Below are 19,669 nucleotides of genomic sequence, written 5' to 3'. Positions count from 1 at the left end.
CGAAGCGTAGAGAACTCCGATGATCAATGGCCCCGTGCCTGTCACTACCCCGGGCTCCCGTCTGCCCAGATCCCAGACCTACTGCCGGTCGCTCTTAGAGGCCCCTCCTCGGCCGCCGCCGCGACACGTGCCGGCCGACCTGAGGCAGGTTCTGCGTCTCGGAGTACAACGCGGCGTTGATCGCGCCTAACGCCACCCCCGGGGCGCGCTGCACCCGATCGGAATCCCTCGTCACTCGAGCGATCAGCGCCAACCGGCACCGCAGGTCGAACATCTCCCGCCGCGAGCACTGCAACGCAGTCTCCAGCCCCTTCACCCGCTCACGCAGCCACTCCAACTCGGTCAACTGCTCCACCTGCCGCTCCCTCCGATCGGGCCGAGGTGGGACCACCCATCCGGGTCCGGGTCCGTATCGGGCAGCCACCACGGATTCACTCTGGGCCACCCGAAGGGGCTGCGCAAGTAGGTAGACCCAATTCGGCACTGCCGAATCGGCCTACGGTCGCTCCGTGGGTGAAGTCCCGGGTCCGCTGGTCGGCCCGCACGAGCTGCAGGAGCTGCTCGGCGTGAGCCGGACCCGGATGCGCCAGCTCGTGCGCTACCCAACCTTTCCCGAGCCGTTCCAGCGCCTGCATGGGATGACCGTCTGGTTGCGTGCCGACGTCGAGGCGTGGATCGCCGAGCACCGCCCACCTCGGGTCACCGACGGCGACGAAGCCGAGTAGCAACCAACCCGCCTCGGAAGCCCCCCGGCGGCCCGGGACGACCGCGCCCCTCCTGAGACCCGCCGGAGCCGTGCAAGGCCGGCGGGAGCCACCGGAGATCCACGAGCGACCCCACCGGAGGATCGGGGCGTCGGTGGCAGACGCCAGACTGAGGGGATGGAAGCTAGCACTCCCTTGTGGGTGCCGATCGTCGTGGCTGCGGTCGGCGTCGGTGGCACCGTGACCGCAGCTTGGCTCACTCAGCGCGCAAGCAAGAAGAGGGAGGACGAGCGGTGGCGAAGGGAACGAGAGATCGACGAGATCCGCTGGCAGCGCGAGAGGGCGGATCGGCTTCGCGAACTGCGGATAAAGCTCTATGTAGACCTGGCCGAGTACTCGCAGAACTTCGAGGCAACCCTGGGTGCGGTAACTGACGAGCTTGGAATCACCAAATCCAGAGGGCCAGATGATCTAATCCATCACGAAAAGCTCACCGCTCAGGTCAAGCTCCTAGGGCCGAAATCCGTGCAGGATGCGTGGTACCAGTTGCGCCATTCGGAGGAGAACCTGTATTGGGAGCTGTACGAGGGCAGTCCGAACCACACTCCTCAGGGCCAGCCCTACTTGGATGCTGACAGCCAGTTCATCATTGGCATAAATCGAAACCTGGCCGAGTTGCACTCCCGCCTCCGCGCCGCAATGGCTGACCCCGATCTATCAGACTGATGCCGATCCTGTCGAAAGTCATGGGCCACTCGAACTCTAAGATCACCGAGGGGCGGTACGCCCACCTATCCCCGGAGAGACACGGCGAGGTCATGAAGATGATCGGCGAGCGGCTCGGGAGCGCCACCGGGTGATGTGTCCCCTAGCACGTCCCTAGCAAGAACGGACATAGAGGCCCTGCCGCGACCAGCGGCAGGGCCTCTGGCTTCGTACGGCGCGCCACAAGACACTCCCGGAAACCGCATCTGGCGTGTCACGATTCAAGGCACGGTGCCCGGGGCGGTGCCGAGGGGGCTCAGGCGACCGCGCCGCGGGCGCGTGATGAGGAGGATGTCCGGTGTCAGCGGGTGGGGCCCGCCGGGGACGGCGGGACAACGGGCTCGACGCGAGCGAGTACGCCGTCGCCGGCGACGTGGATCCGCGCGTCGGCGAGCACCTGCTCGACGTCCTCGCCGCCGGCGGGATCGCGGCCTACCTGCAGCCCTCGGCCGACCTGAACCCGGTCACCCGCACCACCACCGTCCCCGCCCGCCCCGTCGACCGGCTCTACGTCGACCGGTCGCACCTGACCACCGCGCGGGACTACCTGACCCAGCTCGCCGACGAGACGGCCACCGACCGGGGCCGCGACGCGGAGCCGGACATCGACGCCGAGTGGGCCCGGATCGTCGCCGGCTTCCACACCACGCCCGCGCCGGGCGACAACCCGTGGCCCGCCGCGGAGGACGTGGACGACCCGCCGGGGCCCGCCACGGGCCCGGTGACCCTCGCCGCGCCGGACGAGCCCGCAGGGCCGACCGCCACCGACGTGCGCCGGCTGCCGTACGCCGCGGACGTCTCGGGCATCTCCGTCGGCCGGGGCCGCCAGGACGAGCCCTCGCTGCTGGACGGGCTGGACACCTTCGGCGCGGAGCTGCCCGACGACGAGGCGGACGACGAGCGCTACACCCCGCCGCCGCCCCCGCCCCTGCCGCGCTTCTCCAAGTACACGGTGGTCGGCGTCCTGGCGATCGTGGTCGGCTTCGTGCTGTTCCTGTTCCCGTCGATCTTCCCGGTGGCCGACCCCTCGGTCGTCAACCTGTTCGGCTTCACCGGCATCCTCGCCGGCTTCGTCGCGTTGATCTGGCGGCTGCGCCCCGGCGGCGACGAGGACCACGACCCGGACGACGGCGCGGTCGTCTGACCGCCCCGGCGGGGCGGGCACCGCGCCCGCATCCCGGGACGACCGCCGCCCACGCCGCGATCGTGACAGTGGTGTAACTTACTGTCAGTAGGAATACCGCTGTCCGTCACTTCCCTCGCTGACTGCCCGGTTGTTCCTCCCTTGTGGCGGTCACTCCTCTGCGGATCGGAATGCCCGATATGCGACAGAGTTCCCTCGTGGTGGTCGCCAACCGCCTGCCCATCGACGACGGCGCGGCGCCGGACGGCGCGTGCGAGTGGCGCCGCAGCCCCGGCGGCCTGGTCAGCGCCCTGCATCCCCTGCTGCGCCACACCCCGGCAACCTGGGTGGGCTGGGCCGGCGGCACCGGGCCGGCACCCGCCGTGCCCGACGTGGACGGCGTCCGGATGCACGCCGTGCCACTCAGCGGCGACGAGCTACGCGACCACTACGAGGGCTTCGCCAACGCCACCCTGTGGCCGCTCTACCACGACTCCGTGGAGCAACCGGAGCATCACCGGCGCTGGTGGGAGGCGTACCAGCGGGTCAACCAGCGGTTCGCCGAGTCGACCGCCCAGGTGGCCGAGCCCGGCGCGATGGTCTGGGTGCAGGACTACCACCTCCAACTGGTGCCCGGCCTGCTCCGGGCGCTCCGGCCGGACCTGCGGATCGGCTTCTTCCTGCACGTGCCGTTCCCGCCGCCCGAGCTGTTCATGCAGCTCCCCCGCCGCGCCGAACTGCTGCGCGGCATGCTCGGCGCCGACCTGGTCGGCTTCCAGCGGGCCCAGGCCGCGCACAACTTCGCCCAACTGGTGGCCAAGGTGCTCCAGTTCCCCGCCACCGACCGTCGGATCGCCGTCGACGACCGGGTGGTCCGGATCGGCGCGTTCCCCGTCTCCATCGACACCGTCGAGATGGCCGCGCTCGCCGCCCGGCCCGACGTGGCCGACCGGGCCCGCCGGCTGCGCCACGATCTCGGCAGCCCCGAGCAGGTGATCCTCAGCGTCGACCGGATGGACTACACCAAGGGCATCGAGCAACGGCTCAAGGCGTACAGCGAGCTGCTCGCCGCCGGGCACGTCAAGGTGCGCGACACCGTGCTCGTGCAGGTGGCGGTGCCGAGCCGGGAACGGGTCGGGCAGTACCAGATCCTCCGCGAACGGGTGGAACGCGAGGTCGGGCGGATCAACGGCGAGTTCGGCCGGGTCGGCGAGCCGGCGATCCACTACCTGACCCAGCCGTTCGACCGCGCCGAGCTGGCCGCCCTCTACCGGGTCGCCGACGTGATGGCGGTGACCCCGCTGCGGGACGGGATGAACCTCGTCGCCAAGGAGTACGTGGCCGCCCGGGTCGATGACGCGGGCGCCCTGCTGCTCAGCGAGTTCGCCGGTGCCGCCGCCGAGCTGCCGCAGGCGTACCTGGTCAACCCGCACGACCTGGAGGGGCTCAAGCAGGGGCTGCTCTCGGCGCTGCGGGCGAGCCCCGACGACGTCGGCGCGCGGATGCGGGCCATGCGGGCGCACCTGCACCGGCACGACATCCGGGCCTGGGCCCGCTCCTACCTCTCGGCGCTGGACGAGAGCGGCTCGCTGCTCACCCGGCTGGGCGCCGCCGACTGACGCCGGAAGCCGGGGCCCGGAGTCAGAGCCGGCTCCGGAAGCCGGGGCCCGGGGTCAGGGGCGGCTGTCCTGGGCCGGGTCCTTCGCCAGCCAGTCCAGGATCGCGTCGACCGGCTCCCGCCACCGGGCGTCGAGCATCATGTCGTGCCCCATGCCGGGGAAGAGCAGCGGCGCCGAGCCGTACCGCCGGGCCGCCCGGGTCAGCGCCGCCGCCGGGACCACCCGGTCGTCCGGGCTGCCGAGCACCAGCACCGGCGGGTCGCCCACCGCGGGCTCCGCGGCCCGCCCGGTCAGCAGCTGCCACTGGGCCCGTCGGCTCGCCCGCCCCAGCCGGGCCGCGTACCGCCGGGCCTCGGCCTCGGGCAGCTCCCGGCTGAACAGCTGGCGGCGGTGCAGGCGCAGCGGCCCGCCGAACACCGCCGGCAGCGTGCCGAGCGGATTGCGGCGCAGCGCGGCGCCGAACGTCGCCCAGCCGCCGAGCACCGGCGCGACCAGCACGCCGGCCCGGGCCGGGTAGCGGGCCAGCGCGTGCGCGACCACCAGGGCCCCGGCGCCGTGCCCCACCAGCACCGCCTGGCGCGGCAGGCCCGCCGCCGCCTGCGCCACGTCGTGGGCGTACGCCCGCAGCGTCGCCTCCGGCGCCGGGCCGCTGCCGCCGTGCCCACGCAGGCTCAGCGCGTACGCCGGGAAGCCCCGGGACGCGGCGTGGCCCAGCCAGTGCTCGGCGAACGCCCACGCGCCGTGCCCGAAGCCCGGCACGAACAGCAGCGGCGGTCGCCCCTGCTCCAGCTCGGGGGCCACGCCGAGCACCTCACGCCGGACCGGGCGGACCGGGTGCGCCCACTCCCGCCCCCGCATGATCCGCACCTGCTGACTCACCGTTCTGGCCTTTCGTTCGCGACTGCGGGGCTCCGCTGCGCTGCACTCCTCGCGCTCACCGGGCCTCCAGGTCTCGCAGCGCGCGTTGGAGGGCGCGCAGGTAGTCGGCGTGACCGACTTCGAACCAGTGCCGGCTGCTGTCCTTGACGGGCCCCGCGTAGCGTTCCCCCGCCTTCGCCGTCACCCGGGCGGCGAAGGCCGCCGCCCGGTCGGGACGGGTCAGGCGCAGCCGCAGCAGCCGGGCGAAGAGCACCGTCTGCCAGTGCGACAACGGGAAGACACCCGAGTCCGGCTGCACCAGCCCGGCGACGGCGAGCGTGGGGTGGCCGGGGGCGAAGGCGTTGAGCCAGAGCGTGGGCCGGCCCGTCCCCGCGTCGTCGCCGAGCACCTTGGGGTCGAGAAACTCGAAGCGCGGCAGGTAGCCGGTGGCGAAGACGACCAGCTCCGGGTCGATCTCCCGGCCGTCGGACAGCTCCACGGCGTACGGGTGGAAGCGGGCGACGTCCGGCACCGGGGATATCCCCCCGTGGCCCACGTAGTAGACGAGCTGGCTGTTGGCGATCGGGTGCGTCTCGTACACCCGGTGGTCGGGCTTCGGCAGGCCGAACCGGGTCAGGTCGCCCACGGTCAGCCGCAGCGTCCGGTGGTAGAGCCACTGCCGCACCCGCAGCGGCACCCGCAGCGCCAGCAGCGCGTCGTTGACCTGGTCCGCCGGCCGGCCGAGGACGTACTTAGGGGCGTACCAGTAGCCTCGGCGGGTGGAGTGCCAGCAGCGCGACGCCTGCTGGGCGGCCTCGACGGCGATGTCGCAGCCGGTGTTGCCGGCGCCGACCACGAGCACCCGCTTGCCGCGCAGCTGCGCCGGGTCCTTGTAGGACGAGGCGTGCATGACCTCGCCCCGGAACTCCTCCAACCCCTCGTAGTGGGGCAGCTTCGGCGACCAGTTGTGCCCGTTGGCGACCACCACCGCCGCGTAGCGGGAAGTGCGCTCCGGACCGTAGCCGCCCGTGCTGCGGGTGGTCACGTCCCAGCGGTCGCCCTCGGCCGGCTCCACCCGGACGACCTCGGTGCCGAACCAGACGTGCGCCCGCAGGTCGAAGTGGTCGGCGTACCGCTCCAGATACGACAGGAGCTGGCTGTGGTGCGGGTAGTCGGGCCAGTCGTCGGGCATCGGGAAGTCGGGGAACTGGGTGAACGGCCGGGACGAGATCAGGTGCGTGCTCGCGTACACCGGGCTGCGGTCGTGCCGCCAGTTCCAGGCCCCGCCGACGCCGGTCTCCCGCTCGTAGCAGTCGACGCCGAACCCGTGTTCCTTCAGGTTCTTGACGGCGACGAGCCCGCTGGCCCCCGCGCCGATGACGCAGACGGTGTCGCCCCGGTCGGAGACCGGCCGGCCGTCGCGGGTCAGGGCGAGCGTGCTCGCCTCCGGGTCGGGCCGGCCGTGATCGGTGGAGGTGGACACCGGGATCTCCTTTGTGCGGCACGAGGGCCGGGGTCGCGCAGCATCCTCTCCACAACGGAGCGGGATGTCCAGCCCCGGGCGCGGACGACGGTCAGCCGACCCCGGGCAGCAGCAGGTCAACGAGGACCGGGAAGTGGTCGCTGGCCCGGCGGGTCTGCGGGGTGTCGACCACGTCGTAGTCGACCACCGTGACGCGCGGGTCGACGAAGAGGGCGTCGATCCGCCGCCGGGGGCTCGCGCACGAGTAGGTGAGCCGGTCGGCCCGGTCCGTCGCCACGGCGGCGTCGGTCAGCCCGCCCGCCACGGTGGCCCACGCCGGCCCGTCCGGCCCCTCGTTCAGGTCGGCCGCGGCGATCACCGGCGTGGTGGCGGCGTCGAGGTCGCGTTTGAACAGCGCGGCCTGCCCGGGCCGCTCGGCCGGGTCGGTGGACAGGTGCGAGCCGGCCACGGTGAACCGGGCGCCACCGGCGACCACGCACTCGGCGTACGCGGCGCCGCGCAGGTGCCGGCCGGGGGTGAGCGGGAAGCGTCGGCACCGGGTGTCCAGTACCCGCACCCGCAGGTTGGTCAGCAGCAGGTTGCCCAGCGCGGGCAGCCCGCCGGCGGCCACCACCAGGCCGAACGACTCGGCCAGCGCGGCCGACTTCTGCCGCCACCGGAACCGGCGCGGCCCCTCCTGCACGACCACCACGTCCGGCCGGGCGGCGCGGACCACCGCCGCCAGCGCGGCCGTGTCGTCCCGCTGACCGTGGATGTTGTACGACACGACGCGCAGCGGCACGCCCGGGCTCTGCGTCACTGCCCGCCTCAGATCCGGCGGGCCAGGTCGGCGGCGCCGATGACGCCGGCGGTGTTGCCCAGCTCGGCCGGGCGGATCTCGGCCACCGGAAGCCGGCTGCGCTGGGCGAGCGCGTCGGTGAACGACCGGCGGGTCGGGCCGAGCAGCAGGTCACCGGCGTCGATCACGCCGCCGCCGACGACGAGGACCTGCGGGTCGAGGATCTGCGCCATGTCGGCGAGGCTGGTGCCGAGCCAGCGCCCGACCTGCGCGAACGCCTCGGTGGCGACCGGGTCGCCGCCCTGCGCCGCAGCGGTCACCATGCGCCCGGTGATCGCCTCGGCGTCGCCGCCGGACAGCTCCAGCAGGGCCACGGCGCGGTGCGGCTCCTGCTGGGCTGCCGCGCGGGCGAACCGCACCAGGGCGCTGCCGCTCGCGTACTGCTCGATGCAGCCGAGCCGGCCGCAGCCGCACTGGTGGCCGTCCGGCACGGTGAGCATGTGGCCCAGCTCGGCGGCGATGCCGTTGGCGCCGCGCAGCAGTTCCCCGCCGAGCACGATGCCGCCGCCGACGCCGGTGCCGATGGTGAACATGACCATCGAGTCGTCGGCGTCCCGGGCCGCGCCGTGGCGGAACTCCGCCCAGGCCGCGACGTTGGCGTCGTTCTCCACGATCACCGGCAGCCCGGTCGCGGCGCTGACGTAGTCCCGCAGCGGCTCGTCGCGCCAGGCGAGGTTCGGGGCGAACAGCACGGTGGAACGGCCGGCGTCGATCCAGCCTGCCGCGCCGATGCCGACCGCCTCGATCGACCGCCCGACGGCCAACTCGGTGACCAGTTCGATGATGACGTCCCGGGTCTTGGCGACGTCGTCGGCGGGGGTGTCCCGTCGGGCCTGCACGAGGACCTTGCCGGCGGCGTCCACGACACCACCGGCCACCTTCGTGCCACCGACGTCGACTCCGATGGTCAGCGTCACCGCTGCCACTCCCCTCTGCTGTGCTGCCCGCGCCCGCGCCGCCGGACGACCGGCGCGTGGTCGGGATGTGCGATGGTCAGGCCGCGTCGCCTGGTGGGTGCTCGCCTGCGTCGCCGGGTGCCCGCGACGCGGGCACCACGGGACGGTCGGCGGACGTCCGCACGGTCGCCGCGACGGCCGGCCCGGCGGCGTCGACGGGCGGTGCGGCGGCCGGGACGGCCACGTCCTCCGCCCGGGTGGCGGCGGACCAGACGTCCCGCTCCGCTGCCGGCTGAGAATCATGCCCGCTACGGGTGGCCTCGCGCCAGACGTGGTCGTCCGCGCCATCCGGTTCGGCGGTCGGCGCCGCTGCGGCGGCCGGCTCGGCGGGGGGCTCCGGCGGGGCGAACGCGCGCAGCAGGCTGGCCACGCCGGCGGCCAGGTCGCCGGCGCCGGTGGCGAGGCGCTCGGCGAATTCCGGACTCGGATCGCGCAACGCGGCGATGCCCCGACAGACCGGGCAGACGCAGCATTCCGGCCCGCCGGTGGCGAAGCCGGCCCCGGATCCCCCGGTCGGCTCACCCGGGGCGGCGCTGTGACCGAGGACACCCGACACGATCCCACCGAGCGGACCCCACGGGCCCGTCCCGGAGCCGGACGTCGCGAGGCGCGCGCCGGCCAGCAGCGTGGCGACCAGCCGTTCCGCCTCTTCCCGGGCCGAACCCGGATCCGTTGCACCCATGGTCGGCTCCTCTACCCTGCCGCCGGACGCGTCACTGCGCCGCACCGGGTGCTTCTACCCGGCGCTTGAGCTGCTTCAACGCGGTATCCATGATCATTTTCTCGGCCTTGCGGCGGAACATCCCGAGCATCCCGACCGAGAGCTCGACCTCAAGGGTGTAGGTCACCGTCGTCGTGCCGTCCGGGTTGCCCACCAGGTCGTACGAGCCGCGCTGGGACTTCTGCATCTTCGAGGGCGCCACCAGGTGCCACTCGATCCGGGAGAGGTCCTCGGCGTACTCGTAGGCCAGCACGTACTCGTCGGCCATCACCCCGGCGTCGATGACGAACCGGACCTGGCTGGCGTAGCCGTCCTCGTACTCCTCGATCACCTCCGCCCGCCGCACCGCTTCGGTCCACTCGGGGTAGCTCGGGAAGTCGCAGACGACCGCCGCCACCCGTTCCGGTGGCGCGCCGACGACGATCGACTGGGTGGAGGAGTCCGCCATGGGGGGAGGCTACCCGGCGCCGGCCGCGCGTACGCCGCGCCGCCCCCGCACGTACCGAAGGCGTGTCCCGCGCCGGCGCGGGGAGCACCGGAGCAACCTGCCTATTCTGCCAGCCCGCCGAGGCGGGTAGGTTTCGACAGAGCCGACCCGTGGTGCGGCCGGCACGGCCAGTGAGCACGAGGAGTGCAGGTGCGCGAGTTCTCCGTCCCGCCGATCGTCACCGTCGGCGACGCAGCCAACCTCACCGATCCGGTCTGGGACAACGCCGAGGTCGCCCCGGACGCGGTCCAGTTCGTCCGCCCGAGCGCGACGGCGGACGGCGGGACGGCCTGGGCCGACGTCACCTGCCGGCAGTTCCGCGACGAGGTCGTCGCGGCGGCCCGGGGCCTGGTCGCCGCCGGCGTCCAGCCCGGCGACCGGGTCGGCCTGATGAGCCGCACCCGCTACGAGTGGACCCTGCTGGACTACGCGATCTGGGCGGCCGGCGCGGTCACCGTGCCGATCTACGAGACCTCCAGCGCCGAGCAGGCCGCGTGGATCCTCGCCGACTCCGGCGCGGTGGCATGCGTGGTGGAGAGCAACGCCCACGCCACCCTGGTCGCGGGCCTGCGGGACCGGCTGCCCGAGCTGCGGCACGTCTGGCAGATCGACCTGGGCGCGGTGGACGACCTGGTCCGCTCCGGCGCGTCGGTCGACCCGGCCGAGATCGACCGGCGGCGCGCCGCCGTGCGCGCCGACGACCTCGCCACCGTCATCTACACCAGCGGCACCACCGGCCGCCCCAAGGGCTGCGTCCTCACCCACCGGAACATGTACGCCGACATCGCCAACGCGGTGCCGGTGCTGCAGAACCTCTTCGGGCCCGACGCGTCGACGCTGCTCTTCCTCCCGCTGGCGCACGCCTTCGCCCGGCTGATCCAGATCGGCGTGGTCCAGGCGCGGGCCACCATGCGGCACTGCGCGGACACCAGGAACCTGGTCGCCGAGCTGCAGGACTTCCGGCCCACCTTCGTGCTCTCGGTGCCACGGGTGTTCGAGAAGGTCTACAACGGGGCCAAGCAGAAGGCCGAGGCGGACGGCAAGGGCAGGATCTTCGCCCGCGCCGAGCAGGTCGCCATCGCGTACAGCGAGGCACTGGAGACCGCCGGCGGCCCCGGCCTGGCGCTGCGCGTGCAGCACGCGCTCTTCGACAGGCTGGTCTACCGCAAGCTGCGGGCGGCGCTCGGCGGCCGGTGCCGCGACGCCATCTCCGGCGGCGCCCCGCTCGGCGCCCGGCTGGGCCACTTCTTCCGCGGCATCGGCGTCAGCGTCTGCGAGGGGTACGGCCTGACCGAGACCTCCCCCGCCGCGGCCGCGAACCTGCCCGACGCCACCCGGATCGGCTCGGTCGGCCGGCCGCTGCCGGGCGTGACGATCCGGATCGACGACGACGGGGAGGTCCTGATCTCCGGCGACCTGGTCTTCCGCGGCTACTGGCGCAACGAGGAGGCGACCGCCGAGGTGCTCAGTCCGGACGGCTGGTTCCGCACCGGCGACCTGGGCCACCTCGACGCCGACGGCTTCCTGAACATCACCGGCCGGAAGAAGGAGATCATCGTGACGGCCGGCGGCAAGAACGTCGCCCCGGCCGTGCTGGAGGACCAGGTGCGGGCGCACCCGCTGGTCAGCCAGTGCCTGGTGGTCGGCGACCGGCAGCCGTTCATCGCCGCCCTGGTCACCCTCGACGAGGAGGCGCTGCCGCGGTGGCTGTCCTCCGCGGGGCTGCCGGCGGACACCCCGGTCGAGAAGCTGCGCGAACACGAGGGGCTGCGGGCGGAGATCCAGGGCGCGATCGACACCGCCAACCAGGCGGTCTCCAAGGCCGAGGAGATCAAGGTGTTCCGGATCCTGCCCCGCGACTTCACCGAGGCGACCGGCGAGCTGACGCCGTCGCTGAAGGTCAAGCGCCAGGTCGTGCACAAGTCGTACGCGGCGGAGATCGCCGACATCTACCGGCGCTGACTACCATCCGTCACGTGCCCGCCTCGACGCCCACCCGGCCCCAGCCGCATCCCCTCGCCACCGCGGCGCGCGTGGTCATGCTGGCGCTCGTCGCCGTCCTGACCCTCTTCGCCACGCGCGACGTCACCCAACTCTGGTGGGTGGCGCTGCTCGCCGCCGCCGGGCTGCCCGCGCTGCTGGCGCCCGAGCACCGGCTGGTCGGCCCGCTCAGCAGGGTGGCCGAGGTGGTGGTGCTGGGGCTGGCCGCGAGCCAGGTCGCCGCCGTCGCGACCATCGGGGGGAACGTCGGCGGGCTGGGCGCCTCCGCGGTGCTGCCCTACCTGGCGGTCCCGGTGACCGTCACCGCGCTGCGCCGCCGGTTCGCCGAGGGCGCCGCCCTGCTGGCGGTCACCGCGGCGACCCTGCTGGTCGCCGGCGCGCTCACCGGGGTCGACGGCGGCCGGCAGATCGGCCAGCTCGGCTACCTCGCGGTCTGCGCCCAGTGGCTGATCCTGGCCGGGCTCGGTCTCCACGCGGCCAGCACCCTGCACCGGCTGATGCAGGTCCGCAACGACGGCAAACCACAGCCGTACGCCGAGGCGACCCGGCTGCTCACCCAGCTGCGCACGGTGGCGCGGCAGCTGCCCGGGGCCACCCTCGACCCGGGCGGCATCTCCGAGCACCTGCTCGAGGAGCTGCGCGCGGTGGCGCGGGCGGACCGGGCGGCGGTGCTGTCGGCCAGCGGCGGCGGCCGGCTCGTGGTGCTCGCCCAGGTGGGCGTGGACCGGGTGGACTGGGAGACGACGCTGGACGCGGATTCGGCGATCGCCGACGCGTGGGCCAGCCAGCAGCCGCACACCGCCGCCCGCTCGCAGGCCCGGTCGCACCGGGGCGGCGAGGTCTCCGCGCTGATCGTGCCACTGGTGGCCGGGGTGCGCACGGTCGGCCTGGTGGTGCTGGAGGCGGACGCGGCGCAGGCGTACCCGGCCGGGGTGGTGGCCCGGGTGACCGGGCTGACCCGCCCGGCCGCGCTCCGGCTGGAGGCGGCGCTGCTCTTCGACGAGGTCCGCTCGCTGGCCACCAACGAGGAGCGGCAGCGGCTGGCCCGGGAGATCCACGACGGGGTGGCACAGGAGCTGGTGATGGTCGGCTACGGCATCGACAACGCCCTGGCCACCGTGCACGACGACGCCGAGGAGACCGCCGAGAGCCTGCGCGCGCTGCGCCACGAGGTGACCCGGGTGATCACCGAGCTGCGGCTGAGCCTGTTCGAGCTGCGCAGCGAGGTCGACCGGCACGGCGGGCTGGCCGCCGCGATCGCCGAGTACGCCCGCACGGTCGGCGCCTCCGGCGGGCTGCGGGTCCACCTGTCCCTGGACGAGTCCACCGCCCGGCTGCCGGCCGCCACCGAGGCCGAGTTGCTGCGCATCGCCCAGGAGGCGGTCACCAACGCGCGCAAGCACGCCGGAGCCGCGAATCTGTGGGTCACCTGCGAGGTCGACCCCCCGTACGCCCAGATCGAAGTGTCGGATGACGGTCAGGGGATTGCTGACCAGCGCTCGGACGGGCACTACGGTCTTGCGATCATGGCCGAGAGAGCGGAACGTATCCGGGGCCGGTTGGAGATCAGGCCGCGGCAGCCGAGCGGCACGACCGTCGCGGTGGTGCTCGGCTCGTCGCCCCGGCGCGATAACGTGCGCGGTAGCGTAGCGGCAGCAGAAGGGGAGTAACCCGAGGATGACCACAAGTCCGACACCGGCGACCCGTACCAAGGTCCTCCTTGTCGACGATCACGACCTGATCCGCAAGGGCCTGCGGCACGCGTTCGAGCGTGACCGGCAGTTCGAGGTCGTCGGCGAGGCCGCCACGGCGGCGGAGGGCGTACGCCAGGCCGGTGCGCTGCAGCCGGATGTGGTGATCATGGACCTGCGGCTGCCCGACGGCAGCGGCCTGGAGGCCACCCGGGCGCTGCGCAAGTCGAGCGCCTCGATGGGCATCGTCGTGCTCACCATGTACGCCGGCGACGACCAGCTCTTCGGCGCTCTGGAGGCCGGGGCGAGCGCCTTCGTGCCCAAGACCGCGCCGGCCGACGAGGTCGTCGCCGCCGCCCGGCACGCCGCCTCCTCGCCCAGCGCCTTCACCGCCGCCGACCTGGCCGAGGCGATGAAGCGCCGGCTGGCCCCGTCCGGGCCGCAGCTGTCCCCCCGCGAGGGCCAGGTGCTGCGGCTGCTCGCCGACGGGATGAGCGTGGCGGGCATCGCCAAGCAGCTCTTCGTCAGCGAGTCCACCGCCAAGACCCACATCTCGAAGCTCTACGAGAAGCTGGGCGCGGCCAACCGGGCGCAGGCGCTGATGACCGCGCTGCGGCTGGGCCTGCTCGAGGCTCCGGACGCCCCGAAGTTCTGACGGTTCCCTCCGGGGAGCCCGGTGACGCACCACCGACAGGCCCGCGCCCGCTGGCGCGGGCCTGTCGACGCATCGACCGACGTCGTCACCTTGCGGGGCGGCGCGCTATGGTCTCCCCGCCGGGCAACCGGCAGAATACCGGCGCGGGCAACGGCGTCCGCACCGCCGACACAAGGGGTGAGCGCATGCAGCGGCCGGACTGGGCACCCGACGAGATCGACATCGAGCGCCCCAGCGTGGCCCGCATGTACGACTACTACCTCGGCGGCTCGCACAACTTCGCGGTGGACCGGGCGGCGGCCCAGGCGATGGTGGCCGCCGTGCCGGAGGCGCCGCTGATGGCGCAGGCCAACCGGGCCTTTCTGCGCCGGGCGGTGCAGTTCCTCCTCGACGCCGGCGTCCGGCAGTTCCTGGACATCGGCTCGGGCATCCCCACCGTCGGCAACGTGCACGAGATCGCCCAGCGCGAGGTCCCCGACGCCCGGGTCGTCTACGTCGACGTGGACCCGGTGGCGGTGGCGCACAGCCGGGAGATCCTCGACGGCAACGACCGCGCCGCGGTGGTGCAGGAGGACCTGCGTCATGCCGAGCGCATCGTCGCCCACCCCGAGGTCCGCCGGCTGCTCGACTTCGACCGGCCGATCGCCGTGATGATCGTGGCGGTGCTGCACTTCGTGTCCGACGACGACCGGCCGGCCGAGCTGCTGCGAACGCTGCGCCAGGCGCTGGCGCCGGGCAGCTACCTGGTGCTCTCGCAGGCCAGCGCCGACGGCCGCGCCGACGAGGAGCGGGCCGACGCCGAGCGCGTCTACCGGCGCACCGACAATCCCCTGTGGATCCGCAGCCGGGGCGAGCTGACCGCCTTGTTCGACGGCTTCGAGCTGGTCGAGCCCGGCGTGGTCTGGGTGCCGCAGTGGCGCCCGGAGTCCGTCGACAGCGCCGAGGACGCCGAGCGGGCGGCCTTCATCGGCGGCGTCGGGCGGCTCGATGGGTGAGCCGCCCGGGGCCGCGGCCCTCGCCGTGCCGCCCGGGACGACCGTGCGGCATCCGTCGCGCCCGGGAGCGTTCGCCCGGGCATGGGCCAAGGCCGTCTCCGGCACCAGTTACCTGCCGATGACCCAGGCGCAGCTGGAGGCGCTGCTGCAACGCCTCACCGACCACCTCGCGGCGGCGCTGCTGTCCGACCCGTTCGACCTGCGGGTCGGGCACCGCATCGGCACGGAACTGGTGGCCGCGCACATCGCGTCGCCCGAGGCGCTGGGGCGTACGGTCGAGGTCGTCCAGCTCCGGCTGGCCCGCGACCTCGGGCTGGTCGGCGAGGAGGTCGGGGACCGGCTGGCCCGGCTGCTGGCCGCGGTGTCCATCGGGTACTCCCGGGCGCTGCGGGACCGGACGCTGGACGAGCAGGAGTCGATCCGGCGGGCCGCGATGACCGCCCGGGCGCAGGCGGAGCGGGCGCTGCGCGCCAGTGAGGCCCGCTTCCGCCACCAGGCGACCCACGATCCGCTGACCGACCTGCCCAACCGCGCGCTGTTCACGGAGCGCCTGAGCGCCGCGATCGACTCCCCCGCCCCGGGCGGGGAGCGCGTCGGGGTCTGCTTCCTGGACCTGGACCGGTTCAAGGTGGTCAACGACTCGCACGGGCACCAGGTCGGCGACGGGCTGCTGGCCACCGTTGCCGACCGGCTCCGCCGGGCCATCGGCGGGCACCTGGTGGCCCGGCTCGGCGGCGACGAGTTCGTCGTCCTGGTCGAGCGCACCACCGGCACCGACGACGTCGTCGCCGTGGCGGAGGCGGCGCTGGCCGCGGTGCGCGAGCCGGTGCTGGTGGACGGGCACGAGCTGTGCGTGTCGGCGAGCATCGGCATCGTGGAGCGGCAGGTCGCCGGCACCTCCCCCGGTGACCTCATGCGGGCGGCCGACAGCACCCTGCACTGGGCGAAGGCCGCCGGCGGCGCCCGCTGGGCGCTCTACGACGCCGACCGCGACCGCCGGGAACTGGCCCGGTACGCGCTCTCCGCGGCCATCCCGGCCGCCCTGGAGCGGGGCGAGTTCTACCTCGACTACCAGCCGCTGACCTCGCTGCGTGACGGCCGGGTGGTCGGCGTGGAGGCACTGGTGCGCTGGCGTCACCCGGAGTTGGGCGTCCTGCGACCGGACAGCTTCATCGGCCTGGCCGAGGAGACGGGGCTCATCGTCCCGCTCGGCGGGTGGGTGCTGGCCGAGGCGTGCCGGCAGGCGGGTAGCTGGTCCGCCGGAGTCGCGACGGCCCCGTTCGTCAGCGTCAACCTGGCGGTACGGCAGGTCCGCCGCCCCGGCCTGGTCCAGGAGGTCCGCGGACTGCTGCGGCGCACCGGCCTGCCGCCGGAGCGGCTTCAGCTGGAGATCACCGAGAGCACCATGATGAGCACCGCCGAGGAGCCCGTCCGGGCGCTGCGGGTGCTGGCCGACCTCGGTGTCCGGATCGCCATCGACGACTTCGGCACCGGCTACTGCAACCTGGCGTACCTGCGGGACCTGCCGGTGACCGAGCTGAAGGTGGCCGGCCAGTTCGTGGCCGGGCTGCGCGCGCCGGAGAGCCGGGCCGACGAGCGGATCCTCGCCTCGCTCGTGTCCCTGGCGCACGCGCTGGACCTGACCGTCACCGCCGAGGGCGTGGAGACCGCCGGGCAGGCGGAGCGGCTGCGGGCGATCGGCTGCGACGCCGCCCAGGGCTGGCACTTCGGCCGCCCGGACTCGGCCGAGCGCCTCCTCGAACGCCTCCGCTGACCGCCGGCCACCCCACCGGCGACACCCATTCCGGCCGCTGTCGACCTGCCCCACCCGGGCGGGGCAACCGGGCAGGGCGCCTGCAGGCGGGGCGTCAGCCGGCCAGCAGGGCCGCCATCCGCCGCGCCTGGGTCTCCCAGCGCCACTCCCGCTCCACCCATGCGCGACCGGCCGCACCGAACTGGCGGGCCAGGTCCCGGTCGGCGAGCAGCGTGGCCACCCGGTCGGCGAGCTGGGCGACGTCCCGGCCGCGCACCACGAACCCGGTCTCGCCCTCGCGTACGGCGTCCGGCGCGCCGCCGGAGTCGCCGGCCACCACCGGCAGGCCGGTCGCGGAGGCCTCCAGGTAGACGATTCCGAGCCCCTCGACGTCCAGCCCCCGGTTGCGGGTGCGGCACGGCATCGCGTAGACGTCGCCGGCGGCGTAGTGGGCGGGCAGTTCGGCGGACGGTACCGAGCCGGTGAAGACCACGTCCCGCTCGACCCCCGCCTGGCGGGCCAACTTCTCCAGCGTGGCCCGGTAGGGCCCACCGCCGACCACCAGCAGCGCGGCGTCGGGCACCCGCCGGCGGATCTCGGGCATCGCCCGGATCAGCATGTCCTGGCCCTTGCGCGGCACCAGCCGGGAGACGCAGACCACCACCGGGCGGTCGGCCAGGCCGAGCCGACGCCGCACCGGTTCGCCGTCGACGGACGGGTGGTAGGTGTCCACGTCCACCCCGGGCGCAAGCCGGTGCAGCTCGGTCACCCCGTGCAGCGCCCGCTCCAGCCGCACCCTGGTGTACTCGCCCAGGTAGGTGGTCACGTCCACGCCGCGACCGATCCGGCGCAGCGCGGCCCGGGCACCCGGCAGCGCGGCCCAGCCGACCTCGTGGCCGTGGGTCTGCGCCACCGCCCGGCGGATGCCCGCCCGGCGCCGCAGGCCGGCGGCGAGCAGCCCGAGGGGGGCCGCCGCGCCGAACCACACGGTGTCGCAGTCGTACGCCCGGGCCAGCCGGGCGGCCCGGCGGGCCACCAGCGGGGTGGGCAGCAGCACGCCGGTGCGCTCCCGGACCACCTCGAAGGGCTGGTCGGCGTCGAACTTCTCCGCGCCGCGCCAGGTCGAGGCGTAGACGACCACCGAGCCGGCGGGCTGGCGCACCGCGAGGTTGTGCACGAAGGACTGGATGCCGCCCGGGCGGGGCGGGAAGTCGTTGGTGATCAGCAGCGTACGGCTCATCGGCCGGCCTCCCTGGCGTGGGCGCGGGCGGCGGCCATCCGCTCGACCGTGGACGGGTGCGTGGCGGAGTAGAGGTATTCCCAGCGCGGCGGATCGGGGTCGGCCAGGTTGATCCCGGCGAGCCGGCGCTGCATCGCCTCGAAGGCGGCCGGGTCGCCGGTCAGGGCCAGCGCGTGCGCGTCGGCGCGTGCCTCCACCCGCCGCGACATCAGCGCCTGCACCGGGGTGGAGACCAGCCCGGCGACCGTCACCAGGGCGATCAGCAGGGGGAACGCGCGCGGTTGGGCGACCGAGTCGACGCCGGCCAGCCGCAGCAGCGGGCCGGAGGACCCGATCAGGTAGAGCGCGACCACCGCGGCGGCGGCGCCCAGCGCCCCGGTCAGCGTGCCGACCGCCACGTCGCGGTCCTTGGCGTGCCCCAGCTCGTGCGCCACGACGGCGGTCACCTCGGCCGGCGTCGCCTCGCGCAGCAGCGTGTCGTAGACGACCACCCGCCGGGTCGGCCCGAGGCCCGAGACGTACGCGTTCACCGCCCGGGTGCGCCGCGAGGCGTCGGCGACCAGCACGTCGCGCACGGGGACGCCGTCGCGGGCCGCCATCGTCATCAGCTCGGTGCGCAGCGGGCCCTGCTCCATCGGGGTGAACCTGTTGAACACCGGTTCGACCAGCACCGGCAGCACGAAGGAGAGCAGCACCACCAGGGTCGCCGCGCCGGCCGCGCCGAACGCCCACCACCAGCGCGGCGACAGCCGGATGACGGTGTAGAAGCCGAGCAGCGCCACCGCGCCGATGACGGCGCTGACCGCGTACGACTTGAGCAGGTCGACGGTCCAGCCACTCCAGCCGTTGGTGGCGAGCCCGTAGCGGGTGAGCACGCTCTGGCGCCAGGCGGCGAACGGGAGGGTGACCAGGTCGGCGACGAGCACCACGGCGAGCCCGCCGAGCACGGCCTGGGCGATCCAGTGGCCGCCGAAGGGACGGCCGGCCAGCTCGACCAGCCGGCTGCCCAGCGGGGTGAGGCCGAGCGCCAGGGCGACCAGCAGGCCGACGGCCAGCGCGGTCCAGCCGGCGGGGCGCAGCGCGGAGCGGAACTCCCGGCTGCGGGCCACCTGGTCGGCGGGGAGGTCACCCAGCGCGGCCAACTGGTCGGCCCGCGGCGCGGGCGGGCGCTGCCACGGGATCAGCACCGCGGCGGTCACCACCAGGGCCACGGTCAGGCCGACCAGGGTCAGCACCGCCCAGCCGCGCGGGCTCACCGGGGCCCACCCGGCACCGCGCGGCGGCCCGCCGGCGGCACCTGGATGCGCCGCCACTGCCCCTTGACGGTGGCGGCGATCGCCCGCGATCGTCGTGGGCTTGCGGCGCCGCCGATCGCGGCGGGGCTGCCGCCACCGCGCCGTACCCGCGTCATGCGCCGCTCCCTCCCGCCGTGAGCGCCCATCCTATTGCCCGCGTCGGCGGCGTTTGCCCCGGCCGGACCCGCACCCCGCCGCCGGCTGCCCTCTTGGCGGCTCGCCGGGGTCGGGCCTGGCTGTCGCAGCGTCGGCGGCCGGTCGGGGCACCCGGGGCCGGCGCGGGTCAGCGGGACGGGTCCCGGTTGAACAGCTTCTTCGCCCAGAGATAGCCGACCAGCGCGATGAGTACCAGCCCTTCACCCCCATCATCGAGACCCTGCGCGGGCTGTTTACCGGTGGGCCGGCGGGGACGAACGCCGCTCTCGCGGCGGCCTGGTGCGCCGCTCGGGGCACCCGGGGTCTCGGTCGCGGATCGGAGTCCCGGC

General features: G+C 74.2%; 19 protein-coding genes. 9 read left to right on the top strand and 10 right to left on the bottom strand.

Translation table 11 applies throughout. The features are described 5' to 3' along the window. Positions 1-94: 94 nt before the first annotated feature. Positions 95-355 carry a hypothetical protein gene (locus ACGF5C_RS11450; protein WP_393299811.1) on the bottom strand — a complete coding sequence of 87 codons (261 nt, stop codon included), beginning with the start codon at positions 353-355 and terminating at the stop codon, positions 95-97. A gap of 154 nt (positions 356-509) precedes the next feature. Between ACGF5C_RS11450 and ACGF5C_RS11445 the strand changes: the two genes are divergently transcribed. From ACGF5C_RS11445 to ACGF5C_RS11430, 4 genes are all read left to right on the top strand, one after another. Further along, the gene (locus ACGF5C_RS11445) at positions 510-725 is read left to right on the top strand and encodes a helix-turn-helix transcriptional regulator (protein WP_393299808.1); all 216 of its coding nucleotides are present in this window, start codon (positions 510-512) and stop codon (positions 723-725) included. Positions 726-905: 180 nt separating this feature from the next. After that, positions 906-1,430: a hypothetical protein gene (locus tag ACGF5C_RS11440; RefSeq protein ID WP_393299805.1), complete on the top strand. Its 525-nt coding sequence runs from the start codon at positions 906-908 to the stop codon at positions 1,428-1,430. Between the two features lie 337 nt (positions 1,431-1,767). Then, a complete protein-coding gene (locus ACGF5C_RS11435) occupies positions 1,768-2,613 on the top strand; it encodes a DUF308 domain-containing protein (RefSeq protein ID WP_393299802.1) in 846 nt (281 codons plus the stop codon). Between the two features lie 179 nt (positions 2,614-2,792). Continuing rightward, positions 2,793-4,211, top strand: a complete 1,419-nt coding sequence (locus tag ACGF5C_RS11430) for a trehalose-6-phosphate synthase (protein ID WP_393299799.1) — start codon at positions 2,793-2,795, stop codon at positions 4,209-4,211. Positions 4,212-4,265: 54 nt separating this feature from the next. Here the strand turns inward: ACGF5C_RS11430 and ACGF5C_RS11425 are convergent, their stop codons facing one another. The 6 genes from ACGF5C_RS11425 to ACGF5C_RS11400 form a co-directional block, all read right to left on the bottom strand. Further along, a complete protein-coding gene (locus ACGF5C_RS11425) occupies positions 4,266-5,090 on the bottom strand; it encodes an alpha/beta hydrolase (protein ID WP_393299796.1) in 825 nt (274 codons plus the stop codon). Between the two features lie 55 nt (positions 5,091-5,145). After that, positions 5,146-6,552 (bottom strand): flavin-containing monooxygenase, encoded by a 1,407-nt coding sequence (locus tag ACGF5C_RS11420; RefSeq protein WP_393299793.1) that lies wholly within the window; start codon positions 6,550-6,552, stop codon positions 5,146-5,148. Between the two features lie 91 nt (positions 6,553-6,643). Then, the gene (locus ACGF5C_RS11415) at positions 6,644-7,351 is read right to left on the bottom strand and encodes an endonuclease/exonuclease/phosphatase family protein (RefSeq protein ID WP_393299790.1); all 708 of its coding nucleotides are present in this window, start codon (positions 7,349-7,351) and stop codon (positions 6,644-6,646) included. Positions 7,352-7,359: 8 nt separating this feature from the next. Further along, positions 7,360-8,307: an ROK family glucokinase gene (locus ACGF5C_RS11410; RefSeq protein WP_393299787.1), complete on the bottom strand. Its 948-nt coding sequence runs from the start codon at positions 8,305-8,307 to the stop codon at positions 7,360-7,362. Positions 8,308-8,383: 76 nt separating this feature from the next. Then, positions 8,384-9,028: a hypothetical protein gene (locus ACGF5C_RS11405; RefSeq protein WP_393299784.1), complete on the bottom strand. Its 645-nt coding sequence runs from the start codon at positions 9,026-9,028 to the stop codon at positions 8,384-8,386. Between the two features lie 31 nt (positions 9,029-9,059). Beyond that, positions 9,060-9,515, bottom strand: coding sequence for an SRPBCC family protein (locus ACGF5C_RS11400; protein WP_350707977.1), 456 nt, complete (start codon positions 9,513-9,515; stop codon positions 9,060-9,062). A gap of 189 nt (positions 9,516-9,704) precedes the next feature. Between ACGF5C_RS11400 and ACGF5C_RS11395 the strand changes: the two genes are divergently transcribed. The 5 genes from ACGF5C_RS11395 (at position 9,705) to ACGF5C_RS11375 (ending at position 16,670) form a co-directional block, all read left to right on the top strand. Continuing rightward, the gene (locus ACGF5C_RS11395) at positions 9,705-11,516 is read left to right on the top strand and encodes an AMP-dependent synthetase/ligase (protein WP_393299781.1); all 1,812 of its coding nucleotides are present in this window, start codon (positions 9,705-9,707) and stop codon (positions 11,514-11,516) included. Between the two features lie 14 nt (positions 11,517-11,530). Further along, complete coding sequence (locus tag ACGF5C_RS11390; RefSeq protein WP_393299778.1) at positions 11,531-13,225, top strand: sensor histidine kinase; 1,695 nt, start codon at positions 11,531-11,533, stop codon at positions 13,223-13,225. A 7-nt stretch (positions 13,226-13,232) separates the two neighbouring features. Beyond that, positions 13,233-13,901, top strand: a complete 669-nt coding sequence (locus ACGF5C_RS11385) for a response regulator transcription factor (protein ID WP_007072219.1) — start codon at positions 13,233-13,235, stop codon at positions 13,899-13,901. 185 nt (positions 13,902-14,086) lie between these two features. Next, positions 14,087-14,896 carry an SAM-dependent methyltransferase gene (locus ACGF5C_RS11380; protein WP_393299775.1) on the top strand — a complete coding sequence of 270 codons (810 nt, stop codon included), beginning with the start codon at positions 14,087-14,089 and terminating at the stop codon, positions 14,894-14,896. Beyond that, positions 14,889-16,670, top strand: a complete 1,782-nt coding sequence (locus tag ACGF5C_RS11375; protein ID WP_393299772.1) for a putative bifunctional diguanylate cyclase/phosphodiesterase — start codon at positions 14,889-14,891, stop codon at positions 16,668-16,670. Before ACGF5C_RS11380 ends, ACGF5C_RS11375 begins: the two co-directional genes overlap by 8 nt. A gap of 94 nt (positions 16,671-16,764) precedes the next feature. Here ACGF5C_RS11375 and ACGF5C_RS11370 read toward each other — a convergent pair whose 3' ends face one another. The 3 genes from ACGF5C_RS11370 to ACGF5C_RS11360 are packed head-to-tail and all read right to left on the bottom strand — an operon-like array spanning position 16,765 to position 19,300. Next, on the bottom strand, positions 16,765-17,889 hold the full coding sequence (locus ACGF5C_RS11370) for a glycosyltransferase family 4 protein (RefSeq protein WP_393299769.1): 1,125 nt from the start codon (positions 17,887-17,889) through the stop codon (positions 16,765-16,767). Continuing rightward, positions 17,886-19,145, bottom strand: a complete 1,260-nt coding sequence (locus tag ACGF5C_RS11365) for a M48 family metallopeptidase (protein WP_393299766.1) — start codon at positions 19,143-19,145, stop codon at positions 17,886-17,888. Before ACGF5C_RS11365 ends, ACGF5C_RS11370 begins: the two co-directional genes overlap by 4 nt. Continuing rightward, positions 19,142-19,300 (bottom strand): hypothetical protein, encoded by a 159-nt coding sequence (locus ACGF5C_RS11360; protein WP_393299763.1) that lies wholly within the window; start codon positions 19,298-19,300, stop codon positions 19,142-19,144. Before ACGF5C_RS11360 ends, ACGF5C_RS11365 begins: the two co-directional genes overlap by 4 nt. Positions 19,301-19,669 lie beyond the last annotated feature (369 nt).

This window comes from Micromonospora sp. NPDC047620 (genome assembly GCF_043205005.1).
Taxonomy (GTDB): domain Bacteria; phylum Actinomycetota; class Actinomycetes; order Mycobacteriales; family Micromonosporaceae; genus Micromonospora.
Note: the sequence above shows the minus strand (reverse complement) of the source record. Positions and strands in the feature narration are given on the sequence as shown.